This is a genomic window from Flaviaestuariibacter terrae (genome assembly GCF_054777635.1).
Map to the genome: position 1 here is coordinate 766837 of NZ_BAAHAL010000006.1, position 15351 is coordinate 782187.

The following is a 15351-nucleotide window of genomic DNA, read 5'->3' on the forward strand; positions in this document are numbered from 1 at the left end:
ACCGAGTCGCCCGCTTTCCTTTACAATATTTTTAACGTATACGAAATTCTTCGCACAAGGTATCATGGAAACCCGACCCCCGAAAGCCGCTCATCACAAAGACGCCGCCACGCAGGACGCCGCGCCGCTCCCCGCAGCTGTGGCGCGCTACGAAGACGCCAATTTCGTAGACACCGGAAAACCCGTCTGGAACTATTCGATCCTCTACGACGACGACGTGGAGACCTTCGCGTCGGGCACGCATTACAACCTGTATCACAAGCTCGGTTCGCGCCCGATGACGGTGCTCGGGCAGGATGGATTTTATTTCGCGGTATGGGCGCCCAACGCCACGCTGGTCTCGGTCATCGGGAACTTCAACGACTGGCAGGAGGGAACCCACCCACTTTTCCCGCGCCTCGACCGCAGCGGTATCTGGGAAGGCTTTATTCCCGGCATTGCGAAAGGCGAGTTGTATAAATACCATATCACCGGCTACCAGGGCCGCATTACGCTGAAAGGCGATCCTTTCGCCCGCTATTGGGAAAAGCGCCCGGCCACTTCCTCGATCACCTGGGACTTCGACTACCAATGGAACGACGCGGAGTGGATGAAGAAGCGGAAGAAGCACAACGACCTCGACGCGCCCTGGAGCGTATACGAAGTGCACCTCGCGAGCTGGATGCGCCCCGATCCCTCAAATGAAGAAAGCTATAACGACTATTGGATGATCGCCGACCGGCTCGTGCCCTATGTGCAGGATCTCGGTTTCACCCACGTGGAGCTGATGCCCGTGATGGAGCATCCCTTCGACGGCAGCTGGGGCTACCAGTGCACCGGCTATTTCGCGCCCACGTCCCGGTTTGGTCCGCCCGAAGGACTCATGCACCTCATCGACCGGCTTCATAACGCCGGCATCGGCGTCATCCTCGATTGGGTGCCCTCGCATTTTCCCTACGACGCGCACGGCCTTTTTCTTTTCGACGGCACGCATACCTTCGAATATGCCGATATGCGCAAGGGCTTTCACCCCGATTGGAATTCCTACATCTTCAACTACAAGCGCGGCGAGGTAAAATCCTTCCTGATCAGCAGCGCCCGCTACTGGTTCGATCTCTTTCATATCGACGGCATCCGCGTTGACGCCGTATCATCGATGCTCAAGCTCGATTACTCGCGTGGCAACGGCCAGTGGGAACCCAATGAGTTTGGCGGCAACGGCAACCTCGAAGCGATCGCCTTTATCAAGGATCTCAACGAAACGATCTTCCGCGATTTCCCGGATGTGCAGACCATCGCCGAGGAAGCGACCGACTGGCCCGGTGTTTCAAAGCCGACATTCGCCGGAGGCCTTGGCTTCGGGATGAAATGGATGATGGGCTGGATGCACGACACGCTCGACTACTTCAAGTTCGACCCCATACACCGCAAGCACCACCAGGACAAGTTTTCCTTCAGCATGATGTATTTCTTCGACGAGAACTTCATGCTCCCGCTCAGCCACGACGAAGTGGTGCATGGCAAGAGCCCGATGATCTACAAGATGCCGGGCGATGAATGGCAGAAGTTTGCCAACCTGCGGACGCTCTACACGTATATGTGGACGCACCCCGGAGCAAAGCTGTTGTTCATGGGCAACGAATTCGGACAGACATCGGAGTGGAACTATAAGTCGGAGCTCGACTGGTTCCTGCTGGAGCATGCCCCGCACAAAGGACTGCAGCTTTGCGTACGCGACCTGAACCGAATCCTGAAGGCTGCGCCGGCGCTTTACAGCAACCAGTACCGCGTGGAAGGCTTCGAATGGATCGACCTCAGTCATCGCGATGAATGCGTGGTGGTGTACCGGCGCAGGGGAAAGAAAAAAGGGGAAGACCTTCTCGTGCTGCTTAACTTGAGCCCGGTGCCGCGCTGGGATTGGACGGTGGATGTTCCCGGGAAGTTTTATACAAAGGAGCTCTTCAATTCCGACGAGACCCATTACGGAGGCTCGGGCAACGTAATGAACCCGAAGATCCAGCGGAAGCTCATCGATAAGGAATCCAATACGTGGCGCCTGACGGTTCACTTGCCGCCACTGGCGGGGCTCATCCTCAAATAAGCCGGTTCAGCCGACGGAATCGCGGTATGGCCGTTTTTTAACAAAGACAACCACAGCCGTTTTTTTAATTTAGTGGACCCTATGAAACCCAACCGTCCCAACCTGAAAAACGACCTCCTTAAGCCCATGCGTAAATTCTTTTTGACCCTGATCGCCGTTGCCAGTTGCGTGGTGACCTTTGCCCAAACGGACAGCTCCACCGTGTATTCCGAAAAAGGAGCACAGGAGTGGCTCAAAGGCCGGGTGATGGTGGCCTACAAGTATTTCGACTCCGCTTATTCCTATAACAAGAACAGCAAGCGTACCGTTGGCGATCTTGCCAAGGCACTGATGGCCCTGCACCGCTACCCGCAGGCCCGCGAGAAATACCTGGAGCTCGAAAAGCTTAGCGACCAGACGTCCGACACCTACAATCAGCTGATGACCCTGTCGTTCAACATGCGGCAGTTTACCGATGCCGTCAAATACGCGTCGCTGCTGAAGGCGGTTGACCCGGCCGCCAAGGTTGCCTACTACATCGGCAAGGCGCACTACGAAGACGAGAACTACGGCGAAGCCATCAAGTTCCTGAACGACGCGGCGAAGGAAGACCCGACCAATGCACAGGTGCCGTACATGGTGGCCCGCGCCTATGCCGACATGAACAATAACAAGCTCGCGATCCCGTATTTCCTGAAGGCGATTGAGCTCGACCCGAAGAACACGCGCTGGATGTATGAAACGGCCCTCATTTACTACGCGATGAACGACGACAAGAATTCGCTGAAGTATTTTGAGCTCGCCATGGAGAACGGTATCCGCCAGGACAACGAATTCAAGGAAAACCTCGCCATCGCTTACCTGAATAACAAGGAAGTCGACAAAGGCCTCGCCATTCTCGAGGAAATGATCAAGCGCCGCCCGGCCGACCTGAACCTGCTCAACATGATCGCCGAAGCGAACTACGACGCCAAGCGCTACGACAGCGCGATCGATTACTGGGACAAGATGCTGGAACTGGACAAGACCAACGCGTCTGCGCTGTACATGATCGGCATGAGCTACCAGAAAAAAGGCGACAAGGGCAAAGGCCAGGCGCTCTGCGATAAGGCCATCGAAATGGACCCGCAGCTGGCCAAGAACCGGCAGAAGATGGAAATGCCCGGAATGTAACCCGCCTCACGGAATACACGGACTTCACGGAATTAATACAAAGCCCCGTCGCGATGCGACGGGGCTTTGTCATTCCGAGGAACGAAGCAAACTTCACGACCTAAGGACTGGTACCAATTGAAAGTCTTTTCAGTCGAAAATTTTAAAAGCCGCTGGCACCATGCGTAACGCAGTAGTTTGCTTCGTTCCTCGCAACCTTTTAAAACCCTTCAAAACCTTACAAAACCTCCAAAACCTACTCCACGCTGATCTCATCGGCAAACAGCCACGCTTTCGTGCCGGCTCCGGGCTGCCCTTCGGGAATGATGCCGTAATTCCTGGCAAATACGCGGATGTAGCGCGCGTTTGTTTCCGGCACTTTCACCGTGATCCAGCCTTGTGTCATAACTGGAGAATCTTTTACAAAGTCGCGTCCCTGCCCGATGCTGCGGAAGTTCTGCCCGTCATCGGATACCTGTATTTCTACGGATTGGGGCAGGTAGATCCAGGAGCCGTTCTGGTCGAGGGTATGAAGTGCTACGGTTGTAAACGTCACCGGCTTGCCCAGGTCGATCCCGGCGTCGATATCGCCTCCGAGGAAGCCGAGCCAATCGGTGCTGGCAAGTCCCTTCGAAGAAGTGATCCCGTTGACGAGGCTCAGGGCTCCGAGACCCGGGTAGTTACGGCTCGGGGCGCTTTTCAGCGTCGCCTTCTGCGCGGTAGCCTTGTTGAAGCGGAAGTTGAAGGCAATGCGCTGCACCTGCTGCTTTTCGGGAGTCAGCAGGGCCACGGAGAGGGAGTCGGTACCGTTCACGGCAATGCCGTCCGAATACGTGTGAAGCGCTACGGCGTTCTGCGCGGCATCGGAGCTGCGTGTGTACAGGATCGTGGGATTGACCAGCCGCGTGCTGAACCGCAGCCGCAGGCCACCGTTCACCGAATCGCGCTGCAGGTCGGGCTGCAGGTTGTAATAGGCATGGCTCACGGTAAGCTTCATCCGGTCGTAGCGCCGGAAGATGGCGGGCAGACGCTGCTCGAAGGAGGCCCAGCTCCGCGCTTCCCGCGGCGTCCACAAAGCTTCGCTGAGGGCGCCAAGCCGGGGAAGGAGCATATATTCAGCCTTCGCCGGGTTTGTAACGTATTCGGTCCACAGGTTGGCCTGGCCACCCAGTATGTACCTGGCCGATGCGCTGTCGAGGCCGCGGGGAACGGGCTCAAACGCATACACCGAATCCAGCGGGTTGTAGCCGCCCCAGACGAGTGAATCATCGGGCTTTGCCTGCGCATGATCGAAGTAAACAGGCTGCTGCGGCGTCATTACGGCAAAGTGTTTTTGCTTCGCTGCCTCGATGCCACCGCGCTGCCCCTGCCAGCTCATGATGACCGCATTGGGCGAGAGACCGCCTTCGAGGATCTCGTCCCAGCCGATCACCTGGCGGCCCTTGCTGCTTACGTAGCGGTCGAGACGGCGGATAAAATAGCTCTGGAGCTCGTGCTCGTCCTTCAGCCCTTCGGCTACCATGCGTGCCTGGCAGCGCGGGCAGCGCTTCCACTGCGACTTCGGTGCTTCATCACCACCGATATGCACATATTGACCCGGGAAGAGGTCCATCACCTCGTCGAGCACTCCCTCAAGGAATGTGAAGGTGGAGTCTTTACCGGCACAGAGCAGATCGTAGAAGACACCCCAGGTTTCCTGCACCTGCTTCGGCTGGCCGGCTGCCTGCGCGGCCTTGCTTCCCACGGAGGGCCAGGAAGGAATTACGGTCGGCTCTTCCGGAAAGCAGCTCAGGTAGGGGTAGGCAGCGATGGCGGCCGACGAATGGCCCGGCACATCGACTTCGGGAAGCACCGTGATGAAGCGTGCCCGGGCGTAGGCCACCACGTCGCGCACTTCGTCCTGCGTGTAGAAGCCGCCATAGCGCTCGTTGTCGTTGCCGGTGCCCGGGTAGCGGCCGATAATGGTTCCGTGACGCCAGGCTCCGCGGGCTGTGAGCTCGGGGTATTTTTTGATCTCGATACGCCAGCCCTGGTCGTCGGTCAGGTGCCAGTGAAAGGTGTTGAGCTTGTGCGCGGCAAGGAGATCGATATATTTCTTTACAAAGGAGACCGGGAAAAAGTGGCGGCTCACGTCGAGGTGCATGCCCCTGTATGCGAACCGCGGGTAATCGGCAATGGCGAGCTGCGGCAGCGAGATCTTCGGGTTTGCTGCCTGCATGTTGTAGCTCGCGTCGCCTGTTGTCTTTACTTTCTTCTTGCCGGGCTTTTCTTTCACTTTCACAGCGCTGTTTCCCACAGAAGCCTGTTGCTGTGGCGGCGGAAGGAGCTGCAACAGCGTTTGAAGCCCGTAGAAAAGTCCTGCATAGGTGTCGCCTTCAACACCTACTCCCTGGGCGTCGACAGTGAGGCCATAGCCATCCTTATCCGGCGCTTTGATAAAGCGGCGCGTGACGAAGCGCACGGCGGGCACGGTAGCTTCCTTGCGGAGCGCAAGCCGGAAGCCGTAATACTGCTGCAGGTAGTCGTTGAGAAAGGAAGCGATGCGCGCCTCTCCAGGATCGCGGGCTACGAGCGGCGTGGCGGCGCTGATGCTGAACGTACCCTTGCCCATCTGCAGGGAAACGGGCTGTGGCAGCAGCGCGGGCGGCTGGGCAAAAAGCGTTGCGGAAAGGAGCAGGGCCGCAAGGGCGAGGCAGTGCTTGATCATGGGCTACGTGGTTTCAGCACGGAAATTACCCAATTGCCGCTCACCGCCGGCCGCTCAATACCAATCGGCCCCGAAGCGACGGAAGTCTTTTTTCAGCTCGGTGTAGAGCTCGCGGAAACGATATACATCGTCGCGGAGCTTCACGTGGTTGTCCATCTTCACGCTGTCGATGCCCATGCCGCTCATGTCGCGCACGAAGGTTGCCAGCTGCACTTCGCTTCCATGGAGCTTGTGCCGGAGCTCGTCGACCACTTCCTTGTGGCGGATGAATTTATTCTGGAACTGCTCGGCGCGGGCGCATACGTTCCGGTCGCTGTAATTGCAAACGATCGGCTCGAGATGCTTTTCGAAAATGCCGATCTCCTCTTTTGCGAAATCAAGCTCGTTCATCCAGAGCTGGTATTCGAGGTGGAGGCCGCGTACTGAAATAGTGGGATACATAACCTGATGCTTTTGTATCCCAAAGAGCGCGCTTTTCCAGCCGGCGCCTGTTGACAAGCGTGCGGGCCGCCGCTGATTCCGGTCAACTTTCAAGCACGCCCATGCGCCCGGATTCATAATCGAGGATCGCCTGCCGGATCTCGCCGGGGTAGTTCATTACGAAGGGACCGTATTGTACCACGGGTTCGGCAATGGGCTCGCCGGCCAGCAGCAGCAGGTAGCCGTTTTCCCGCGCTTCCAGCAGAACGCCATCCCCATCGCCGTTAAAGACGCCCAGGTTCGCGGCGTCCAGCACCGTTTCGCCGGCAGCCACAGAGCCGGCCAGCACGTAGGCCATCGCGTTCCAATCCTGTGGCAGCGGCACTTCCAGGCGTCCGCCCGCTTCGAAAAAAACCATCAGCGCGAGCATCGGCGTAAAGGTCGATGCGGGGCCCCGCTGCCCGCCGAACTCGCCGGCAACAAGCTGCGCCCGGATACCCGGCGCCGTAACCACGGGCATCTGCCGCGACTTGATGTCCTGGTACTTCGGCGCCGTCATCTTGTGCTCGCGCGGCAGGTTCACCCACAGCTGAATAAGCTCCATGCTGCCACCCTCGCGTGCAAAATCCGCCGAAGGGCCCTCGCTGTGGATGATGCCCGAGCCGGCCGTCATCCACTGCACGTCGCCGCTTTCAAGAAAGCCCTCGCTGCCCGTGCTGTCCTTGTGATGGAGCTTGCCGCTGAAGAGAAAGGTCACCGGCTCGAAGCCACGGTGGGGGTGCGGGCTGAGCCGCGCCTGCAGTGCGCCGGGCGCATGCTGCTGCGGGCCCGCGTGGTGCAGCAGGATAAAGGGGCTGAGGCCATCGAGGCCGTCGGCGGGCAGGGGTTGCTTTACCTGGAATGCCGGGCCCACGTTCATGTGCAGCAGCTCCGTATGCCGGGTTACCGATCGAAGTTTCATAGTTGTTGCATTAAGCGGGAATATCCCGTAGTTCTACTTAGTTCATCGGCACTTCCATCAGCAGCACTTCTGCCGCAGTGTCGCCTTTGAGTGCCAGGCTGGCGGCTTCGGTAACGCCAAGGCCATCGCGCCGGTTGAGCAATACATCGTTGACGTACACATCGCCTTCCAGCACAAACACATAGACGCCGTGCGCCGGGTTCTTCAGCTCGTAGGTCAGCTCGGCACCTTTGTCGAGGCGGGCACGGTGGAACCAGGCATCCTGGTGAATCTGCACGCCGCCGCCATCGCTGCCCATCGGAGAGAGCACGGTCTGCAACCGGTTGAGACGGTCTTCGCCTTTGAAGCTTTGCTGATCGTAGCGGGGCTTAACGTTGCGCTCCTTCGGGAACAGCCAGATCTGGAGAAACTTTACCGGCTGGTTGCTGTTCTTGTTTTTCTCGGAGTGCTCCACGCCGGTGCCGGCGCTCATCACCTGTACGTCGCCCTCGCGGATGACGGTGGTATTGCCCATGTTGTCGCTGTGCTCAAGGTCGCCTTCAAGCGGGATGGAAATGATCTCCATGTTGTCGTGCGGGTGGCGGCCAAAGCCCATGCCGGCAGCTACGCTGTCGTCGTTGAGCACACGGAGCACACCAAAGTGCACGCGCTCGGGGTCGTGGTACCCGGCAAAAGAGAACGTGTGCCAGGAGTCGAGCCAACCGTGGTTGGCGTGGCCGCGCGTAGCGGCCTTATGCAGAATCGTTTTCATACAAAATGTTTGTTGTTTACGTAGTAAATGTTCCATTGGTACGGGTGCACGAACCTTCTTAAAACCATGACAACCTTACGAACCAGCAGAACCTGAAGAGACTCAAGAACCCTTCGTTACGCAACCGTAACTTTCTCTTCTACCAGCTTGTCCGAGAGCCAGAGAAACTCGCGCAGGAACAGGTCAACGCTTTTCTCAAAAGCCGGGTCGATCAGGTTGCCTTCGGTATCGAACTTCTTGTCCACCTGCGGCGTCACCAGCATATAGGGAGACGGAACACCGAAGAGGGCCATCACAAACTGCTGGAGCTGCATGGCCGCGCGAATTCCACCGAGGGCGCCGGGGGAGGCTGTTGCCAGTCCGAAGGGCTTGTGGTGCTGCTTCGGAAAATGGTCGAAGAGGTTCTGCATCGCGGGGGAGTAGGAGCCGTTGTACTCGGGCGTTACGATGATATAGGCATCGGCTGCAAACATCCGGCGCGCAATGGGCCGCAGGTGCTCAGGTGCCGATTCGGGCGTTGTGAACACCGACTCCAGGATCGGGAATACATTTTCCTTGAGATTGATGATACCGACCTCGTGCTCGCTGCGCGACCGGAGCGCCGCCTGCAGGTGCAGGGCCACGCGGTGGGTAACACTGTTTTCACGGGGACTACCGGATACGATTTCAATTTTCATACATCAAATTTACTGAATCAATGTTTAAACATCAAATATAATTCCAACCTTATTTTACTGAAAAAATGGCAGGCGTATCTTTAGCGCAAACAAAAAGGATGCTTGACCGCCGTCGATTCCTGCAAAGCTCCGTGCTGACCAGTTTAGGATTGCTTTTCCGTTCAACAAGCTTTGCGGCCCATGGTTCAGCAGCAGTGCGCAAGCCGGTGGTGGTTGCCACCTGGAAGCCGAATATGGCGGCCAATGCCGAGGCCTGGAAGGTGCTCGGCAGCGGCGGCCGCGCCCTCGACGCCGTTGAGGCCGGGGTGCAGGTGCCGGAGGCCGATCCCAAAGACCAGAGCGTGGGTTACGGCGGCCTGCCCGACCGCGACGGCAAGGTGACGCTCGACGCCTGCATCATGGATGAGGCGGGCAACTGCGGCGCCGTCTATTTCCTGGAAGGCATCATGCACCCGATCAGGGTGGCACGGCTTGTTATGGAGAAAAGCCCGCACGTGGCCCTTGCCGGCGCAGGCGCCCTGCAATTCGCGCTTGCCAACGGCTTTCACATCGAAAACCTGCTGACCCCGGAGGCGGAAGCCGCCTGGCGCCGCTGGCTCGAAAAGGCCCATTATGACCCGATGACGATCCCGCGGCTGCTCGAGCAAAAAGCCGTCGAGGACGGCAACGGGCAGCAACATAACCACGACACCATCGGCATGCTCGCGCTCGACGCCGCCGGCAACCTCAGCGGCGCCTGCACCACCAGCGGCATGGCCTTCAAGCTGCGTGGCCGCGTGGGCGACAGTCCCATTATCGGTGCCGGCCTCTTTGTCGACAACGAAGTGGGCGCCGCCACGAGCAGCGGGGTGGGCGAGGAGGTGGTGCGCGGCTGCGGCTCGCACACCGTGGTGGAATACATGCGTCATGGCGCCTCGCCGGAGGAAGCCTGCCGCAAAACGCTCGAGCGGATGATCCGCAAGCGACCCAGGCAGCTCCGCGACCTGCAGGTGGGCTTTGTGGCCCTCGACCGCCGCGGCAACTGGGGCGCCTATGCGCTTCAGAAAGGATTTACCGTGGCCGTGCACACGAGCAGCGGTCCGCAAACTTTCGAAGCGAAACACCTCTTTCCTTAAATGAATTCTTCTCCCGCTTTGGCTTTTATGACCTGGATGGTTTCCTGCGCGGCGATCGTAGCCGGCTGTGCCGGTGTCCCGCGTTCGTCGGGGCAGGCGGGCAAAGACCTGCAGGAGATCAGCTACAACGAGAACGCAGGGGAAGGAGACTACTCGGTCTCGCTGCGGGTCCGCGCTGATTCTACGTTCTACCAGTTTTACAATGTCGGCACAAGCCGCGCGTGGGCAGGCAAAACAAGCCGCGCCCGCTGGTCGCGCATCGTGCAGCTCGTGAACGTTTCATCTGTTGCGCAACTGGAACGAACGGCTACAGCGCCGGGTTACGACGGACACAGCGCATCGATTATTATTTCCCGGGGCGGCGCGACAAGACAGGTCCAACTGGATTTACTGAAAAATGGACAGGCTGTCAGCAAAGATCCGATCGTTGTCATGATGCGGCATGCAGCCGCTTATGCAGATTCCCTTTCCCGTCACTAAGAAGCAGCAATCAAAAAGGCTTATGAACTACCTGATTGAAATCGCCACAACCGACTTTGCCACGACGGAGAGCGCCGTCAAGGGTGGCGCCGACCGTATAGAGCTATGCAGCGCCCTTTCGGAGGGCGGCCTGACGCCATCGATGGGACTTATCCGCAGCTGCCGCGAAGCATTTGCGCTCCCGATCTTTCCCATCATCCGGCCGCGTGGCGGCGACTTCCGCTACAGCGATGAGGAACTTGGCATCATGGAGTGGGACATCCGTGCCTGCAAGGAACTGCAATGCGATGGCGTGGTGCTTGGGATGCTGAAAAAAGACGGAACGCTGCCACGTAAAAAGCTGGGGCGTCTCGTGGAGCTTGCCTACCCGATGGAGGTCACCTTTCACCGCGCCTTCGACCGCTGCCGCGATCCTTTCGAGGCCCTCGGGCAACTTGTCGATCTGGGTTTCCAGCGAATCCTTACTTCGGGGCAGCAGCCGGGGGCGCCGCAGGGCGCTGAGCTCATCGCCCGCCTGGTAACGGCCGCGGGTGACCGCATTACGATCATGCCCGGCTCCGGCATCCGGCCCGACAATATCCGCGCGCTGGCCGAAGCGACCGGCGCCAGCGAGTTTCATTCGTCGCTCCGGGGCCGCCGCGAAAGCAGCATGGAATTCCGCCACCCGGCTTTCCCCGACACCGATTTTACCCTCGACGCCATCGACCCCGAACAAGTGCGCGCCCTGCGCCAAAACCTTGAGTCATGAGACGAACGCTCTCCCTTTCCGCAATCCTGCTTTTCTCCCTCCAACTCCTGGCACAGCGCGATTACACGCAGCTCGTCAACCCGTTTATCGGCACCGGCGGCCATGGGCATACCTACCCCGGCGCCTCGATGCCCTTCGGGATGATGCAGCTGAGCCCCGACACGCGTATGGACGACTGGGACGGCAGCAGCGGCTACCACTATTCCGACTCGGTCATCTATGGCTTCTCGCATACGCACCTGAGCGGAACGGGCATCCCCGATTATTGCGACCTGCTGCTGATGCCCTTTACCGGCCCCGTGAAGTGGAAGAATACCGAATACCGCAGCCCGTTCTCCCATGCCGGCGAGAAAGCGGCGCCGGGCTATTACGAAGTGCTGCTGAAAAAAGGAAACATCCGCGCGCAGCTTGCAACGGCCACGCGCAGCGGCATTCACCAGTATACCTTCCCGGCAGGAACGACGGCTGCGGGTTTGCTGATCGACCTTGTACACCGCGACGAGGTACTCGATGCCGCCCTTGAAAAAGTAGATGCCTACACGCTCCGGGGCTACCGCCGCAGCAGGAGCTGGGCGCAGAACCAGGTGCTGTATTTCTACATCCGCTTCGATGCACCGATCCGTAATTATACCGTACGCCACGCGGGCCGCGAAGACAGCATGTCGGCGGTGCAGGGAAAAGACCTGCAGGCGGCGCTTCGCTTTACACCTGATGGCGCCCGCCAGCTTCGTTGCCGCGTGGGTATTTCCGGGGTCAGTATGGAAGGCGCGCGTGCCAACCTCGACGGAGAGGTCGGGCGTAAGCCGTTCGCCCAGGTGCAGGCCGAAGCCAAGGCGGCCTGGAACCGGGAGCTCGGCAAGATCGATATCAGCGGCGGCACGCGCGACCAGCAGACCAGCTTCTACACGGCACTCTATCATACGAACCTGGTGCCGAATATCTACCAGGACCTCAATGGCGACTACCGCGGCACCGACGGCAAAGTGCATAACGCGCGGCGCTTCACCTACTACAGCGTGTTTTCGCTCTGGGATACCTACCGTGCCTACCACCCGCTGATGACGATCCTTAACCCGGGTCGCACTTCCGACTGGATCAACACGTTCTTGGCGCAATACGAGGAAGGAGGGATGCTCCCCGTTTGGGAGCTGGCAGGCAACGAAACCTTTTGCATGATCGGCTACCATTCGGTGCCGGTGATCGTGGATGCCTGGCAGAAAGGCATCCGCAACTTCGACGCGCAGCTCGCCCTGAAGGCGGCCCGCAGCTATGCGGAAAGCGACCGGTTTGGGCTCGGGTATTACCGGAGCCAGGGCTACATCGCCAACAACCAGGAGCACGAGTCGGTATCGAAAACGCTGGAGTATGCCTACGACGACTGGTGCATCGCACAGCTGGCCCGCTCGCTGGGGCAGGATTCGGTATACCGGACCTACATCCGCCGGGCGCAGCATTACCAGAACCTTTTCGACCCGCAAACCGGGCATATGCGCGGCAAGATCGACGCGCGCTGGCACAGCCCCTTCGACCCGCGGGAGATCAATAATTTCTTCACCGAGGGCAATTCCTGGCAATACAGCTTCGCCGTGCCGCAGGATATCGACGGGCTGATCCGCCTGCACGGGGGCCGCGATGCCTTCGGGACAAAGCTCGACGAGCTGTTCACGACGGGTTCGCAGACGACGGGCCGCGAGCAGCCGGATGTTACCGGTCTTATCGGGCAATATGCCCAGGGCAACGAGCCGAGCCACCACATGGCTTACCTGTATAACTACATCGGCCGGCCCGAAAAAACACAGGAGCTCGTGCACCGTATTTGTACGGAATTTTACAAGAACAGTCCTGACGGCCTTATCGGCAACGAAGACTGCGGGCAGATGAGCGCCTGGTACATCATGAGCGCCCTGGGGTTTTACCAGGTCTGCCCGGGCAACAGCCAGTATGTGTTCGGCACCTCACTTTTCGACAAAGCCGTTATCCGCCTCGAGAACGGGAAGACTTTCACCATCAACACACATCGAAGCACACCTGGCGCCTATTACCTGCAATCGGCCCGCCTGAACGGGAAACCGTATTTCTACAGCTACGTGCTGCACGAGCTCCTAGCGGCCGGCGGAACGCTTGACTTTGTCACCGGGCCAAAGCCCGGCCCGCTGGGCATCCGCGGCGAGCAGTGGCCGGTTTCGCGGATCAGTGACTACCACACAGCAGCCGTGCCTTTTGTGGCTTCGGAGAGCAATAAGTTCCGCGACAGCCTCCTCGTGCGAATCGTTCGCAGCGACAGCAGTCAGCCGGTCTACTTCTCGTTCATACCCGACAGCGCCGTGGCCCTCAAAAAGCCGCAGCGTTACGAGCGCGCTTTCTGGATCCGCAAGACCGGTTCGCTGATGCTATCGGAGACGTACAGCGAAAAACAGAACCTCGTGCAGCGGCAGCGGTTCTACCGGATACCGGCTGACCGTACAATTACGGTCCGGAGCACCGTTAACCCGATGTACACGGCCGGTGGACCCGACGCCCTGGTCGACAGTATCTTCGGCAGCGAGAACTGGAAGGCCGGCGAGTGGCAAAGCTATTGGGGCAATGACTTCGAGGCGACCGTCGACCTGAAGACCGTGCGGCCGGTTCATTACCTCGGCGTGCACGTGCTGCAGGATCCGGGGCCCTGGATCCTGTACCCGAAGGAGGTGATCTTTTCTGTCTCCGATGATGGGAAGGAATTCCGCGAGCTGGCGCGTGTGCGCAACACGGTGGCGCCCGAAGCGCCCGGTGTGCAGGTACAAAGCCTGGGGCAGGAGGTGCAGGTGCAGGCGCGTTTCATCCGGGTACGCGCGGTCAATGGAGGGCCACTGCCCCCGGGGCACCTCAGCGCCGGACAGCCGGCCCACCTGTTTATCGACGAAGTGCTGGTGAACTAGGTTGCCTATTTGCGGCGCGCCAGCTCTTCGATCTTCTGCTGCATTTCGGCGACCCCTTCGTCGATCTTCGCCAGCTTGGCCAGGATCTCCGTGATATCTTTCTGGTTGGTATCAATACGCTCCTGAACGCTTTTCATGTCGGTCTCCACTTCGGCGATCCGGGCCTTCTTGCTTTCGATAGCGCCTTCCAGCCGCTCGCGCATATCGAAATTGCGCGCCGTATCGAGCCTGGCCTGCAGCTCGTCGAGGTCGTCGTACAGCTTGTTGAGGTAGTCCTGCTGGTTCAGCAGTCGCTGCTCGAGCTTCGGGGCAAAGTCGCGCTTGGCAGCGACGATCTTCTCGAGATTAGCGGCGTCGGCCCTGCGCTTCTGGAGCTTCCCGGCGAGCATGTCGGTAAACGCGCGCTGCTTCTGCGCCCACTCGTCCTGCTTCTTCTGGCGCTCCTCTTTGTACTGGCTCCAGGCCGCGTCCATTTCTTTTTGCACAGCGGTGATTAGCGCGTAAGTATCGTTGCCGTCTTCCTTCGAAAACTGGCTTCGGCTTTCCGTAAACAGGCGGCGCAGCTCGCGGAGCGTATCGCTTTTGAGTTTCAACGGCGTCCGGGCGGCAGAGCCATCAGCAATTGCTTTTTCCAGGAAACCGAAACCGGCAGCGGGTATTTCGTTGGCTGCGAAAGCCGTCTGCAACGCTCCGAATCGGGGCATGATTCCATCGAGTGGCGCAGCGGGCCGGAGCGCTTCCAGCAGGGCTTTAAACGGCGTGGTGATCGACGCGGAGCGTTCCTGGCGTAGCTGGATGCCGGCGCGGACGCGGGCAAAGAGCGCATCTTCCAGCGTCTTGATCCGGTCGCGGGCAGCGCTGAAGCGGTCCCACACCGCCGTACGCCGCTCGCGTGTGGGCCAGCGCGACTGCCGCATGAACTCGAAGACCTCGTTGGCCGCGGCGCGGAGGGCGGCGAGCTCCTCGCGGGTCCATTCCCGCTCCGGTGCCGCCTCATCGAGCGGGCGCTGGAGCGCGTCGATCTTTTCCTCCGCCTCGGTTGCAAAGGCTTCGTTCTCCACCTGCAGCAGGGCCGTTTTCTGGCGAAGCATGTCCATCCCATCCTGTAAGCGCTGCCACAGGTCTTTGCGCTCGCCGGGATCGGCAAACTCAACGGAGCGGAATTCTTCAACGATCTCAGCACGCAGGTCCCAGATCTCCCTGCCAGTAAACTTACTCACACCGTAGGCCGCCAATGCTTCTTCGAAGGCATCGAGGCGGGCCGAAAGCTCGTTTTTGGTCATCGCGCTAAGTTACGTGAATCGGCAAAGGGCAACCGGGAATCGGGCAAGGGGAAAAAGCGTCCTTGCCTCGCAATCGATCC

Annotated in this window: 12 protein-coding genes; 6 read left to right on the plus strand and 6 right to left on the minus strand. The window is 59.4% G+C overall.

The features are described from left to right. Nucleotides 1-64: 64 nt before the first annotated feature. Entirely contained in the window at nucleotides 65-2080 is a 2016-nt protein-coding gene (glgB, locus tag ACYU7Z_RS04080; RefSeq protein WP_460567638.1) for a 1,4-alpha-glucan-branching protein, read from the plus strand. 81 nt (nucleotides 2081-2161) lie between these two features. Next, nucleotides 2162-3232 carry a tetratricopeptide repeat protein gene (locus ACYU7Z_RS04085; protein ID WP_460567640.1) on the plus strand — a complete coding sequence of 357 codons (1071 nt, stop codon included), beginning with the start codon at nucleotides 2162-2164 and terminating at the stop codon, nucleotides 3230-3232. A 235-nt stretch (nucleotides 3233-3467) separates the two neighbouring features. Here ACYU7Z_RS04085 and ACYU7Z_RS04090 read toward each other — a convergent pair whose 3' ends face one another. The 5 genes from ACYU7Z_RS04090 to ACYU7Z_RS04110 all read right to left on the minus strand — a co-directional run bounded on the left by ACYU7Z_RS04090 (nucleotide 3468) and on the right by ACYU7Z_RS04110 (nucleotide 8727). Continuing rightward, nucleotides 3468-5918 (minus strand): glycoside hydrolase family 20 protein, encoded by a 2451-nt coding sequence (locus tag ACYU7Z_RS04090; RefSeq protein ID WP_460567642.1) that lies wholly within the window; start codon nucleotides 5916-5918, stop codon nucleotides 3468-3470. Nucleotides 5919-5972: 54 nt separating this feature from the next. After that, nucleotides 5973-6359, minus strand: coding sequence for a hypothetical protein (locus ACYU7Z_RS04095; RefSeq protein WP_460567644.1), 387 nt, complete (start codon nucleotides 6357-6359; stop codon nucleotides 5973-5975). Nucleotides 6360-6441: 82 nt separating this feature from the next. Further along, nucleotides 6442-7299 (minus strand): pirin family protein, encoded by an 858-nt coding sequence (locus ACYU7Z_RS04100; protein ID WP_460567646.1) that lies wholly within the window; start codon nucleotides 7297-7299, stop codon nucleotides 6442-6444. A gap of 37 nt (nucleotides 7300-7336) precedes the next feature. Then, on the minus strand, nucleotides 7337-8050 hold the full coding sequence (locus ACYU7Z_RS04105) for a pirin family protein (RefSeq protein WP_460567648.1): 714 nt from the start codon (nucleotides 8048-8050) through the stop codon (nucleotides 7337-7339). Between the two features lie 116 nt (nucleotides 8051-8166). Next, nucleotides 8167-8727 (minus strand): NADPH-dependent FMN reductase, encoded by a 561-nt coding sequence (locus ACYU7Z_RS04110; protein ID WP_460567650.1) that lies wholly within the window; start codon nucleotides 8725-8727, stop codon nucleotides 8167-8169. 98 nt (nucleotides 8728-8825) lie between these two features. Here ACYU7Z_RS04110 and ACYU7Z_RS04115 point away from each other — a divergent pair, with 98 nt between their 5' ends. Genes ACYU7Z_RS04115 through ACYU7Z_RS04130 form a run of 4 tightly spaced genes read left to right on the plus strand, consistent with a single transcriptional unit; the run spans nucleotide 8826 to nucleotide 13988 of the window. Continuing rightward, entirely contained in the window at nucleotides 8826-9842 is a 1017-nt protein-coding gene (locus ACYU7Z_RS04115) for a N(4)-(beta-N-acetylglucosaminyl)-L-asparaginase (protein WP_460567652.1), read from the plus strand. Next, nucleotides 9843-10322 carry a hypothetical protein gene (locus ACYU7Z_RS04120; protein WP_460567654.1) on the plus strand — a complete coding sequence of 160 codons (480 nt, stop codon included), beginning with the start codon at nucleotides 9843-9845 and terminating at the stop codon, nucleotides 10320-10322. 22 nt (nucleotides 10323-10344) lie between these two features. Beyond that, nucleotides 10345-11070 (plus strand): copper homeostasis protein CutC, encoded by a 726-nt coding sequence (locus ACYU7Z_RS04125; RefSeq protein ID WP_460567656.1) that lies wholly within the window; start codon nucleotides 10345-10347, stop codon nucleotides 11068-11070. Next, the gene (locus ACYU7Z_RS04130) at nucleotides 11067-13988 is read left to right on the plus strand and encodes a GH92 family glycosyl hydrolase (RefSeq protein WP_460567658.1); all 2922 of its coding nucleotides are present in this window, start codon (nucleotides 11067-11069) and stop codon (nucleotides 13986-13988) included. Before ACYU7Z_RS04125 ends, ACYU7Z_RS04130 begins: the two co-directional genes overlap by 4 nt. A 5-nt stretch (nucleotides 13989-13993) precedes the next feature. Here the strand turns inward: ACYU7Z_RS04130 and ACYU7Z_RS04135 are convergent, their stop codons facing one another. Next, complete coding sequence (locus ACYU7Z_RS04135) at nucleotides 13994-15271, minus strand: hypothetical protein (protein WP_460567660.1); 1278 nt, start codon at nucleotides 15269-15271, stop codon at nucleotides 13994-13996. Nucleotides 15272-15351: the final 80 nt, after the last annotated feature.

Excerpts from the sequence above, each read along its gene's own strand:
- ACYU7Z_RS04090 (WP_460567642.1), bottom strand. The coding sequence starts at position 5,918 with ATGATCAAGCACTGCCTCGCCCTTGCGGCCCTGCTCCTTTCCGCAACG.
- ACYU7Z_RS04110 (WP_460567650.1), bottom strand. The coding sequence starts at position 8,727 with ATGAAAATTGAAATCGTATCCGGTAGTCCCCGTGAAAACAGTGTTACC.
- ACYU7Z_RS04115 (WP_460567652.1), top strand. The coding sequence starts at position 8,826 with ATGCTTGACCGCCGTCGATTCCTGCAAAGCTCCGTGCTGACCAGTTTA.
- ACYU7Z_RS04125 (WP_460567656.1), top strand. The coding sequence starts at position 10,345 with ATGAACTACCTGATTGAAATCGCCACAACCGACTTTGCCACGACGGAG.
- ACYU7Z_RS04130 (WP_460567658.1), top strand. The coding sequence starts at position 11,067 with ATGAGACGAACGCTCTCCCTTTCCGCAATCCTGCTTTTCTCCCTCCAA.
- ACYU7Z_RS04105 (WP_460567648.1), bottom strand. The coding sequence starts at position 8,050 with ATGAAAACGATTCTGCATAAGGCCGCTACGCGCGGCCACGCCAACCAC.
- ACYU7Z_RS04135 (WP_460567660.1), bottom strand. The coding sequence starts at position 15,271 with ATGACCAAAAACGAGCTTTCGGCCCGCCTCGATGCCTTCGAAGAAGCA.
- ACYU7Z_RS04095 (WP_460567644.1), bottom strand. The coding sequence starts at position 6,359 with ATGTATCCCACTATTTCAGTACGCGGCCTCCACCTCGAATACCAGCTC.
- glgB (WP_460567638.1), top strand. The coding sequence starts at position 65 with ATGGAAACCCGACCCCCGAAAGCCGCTCATCACAAAGACGCCGCCACG.
- ACYU7Z_RS04120 (WP_460567654.1), top strand. The coding sequence starts at position 9,843 with ATGAATTCTTCTCCCGCTTTGGCTTTTATGACCTGGATGGTTTCCTGC.
- ACYU7Z_RS04085 (WP_460567640.1), top strand. The coding sequence starts at position 2,162 with ATGAAACCCAACCGTCCCAACCTGAAAAACGACCTCCTTAAGCCCATG.
- ACYU7Z_RS04100 (WP_460567646.1), bottom strand. The coding sequence starts at position 7,299 with ATGAAACTTCGATCGGTAACCCGGCATACGGAGCTGCTGCACATGAAC.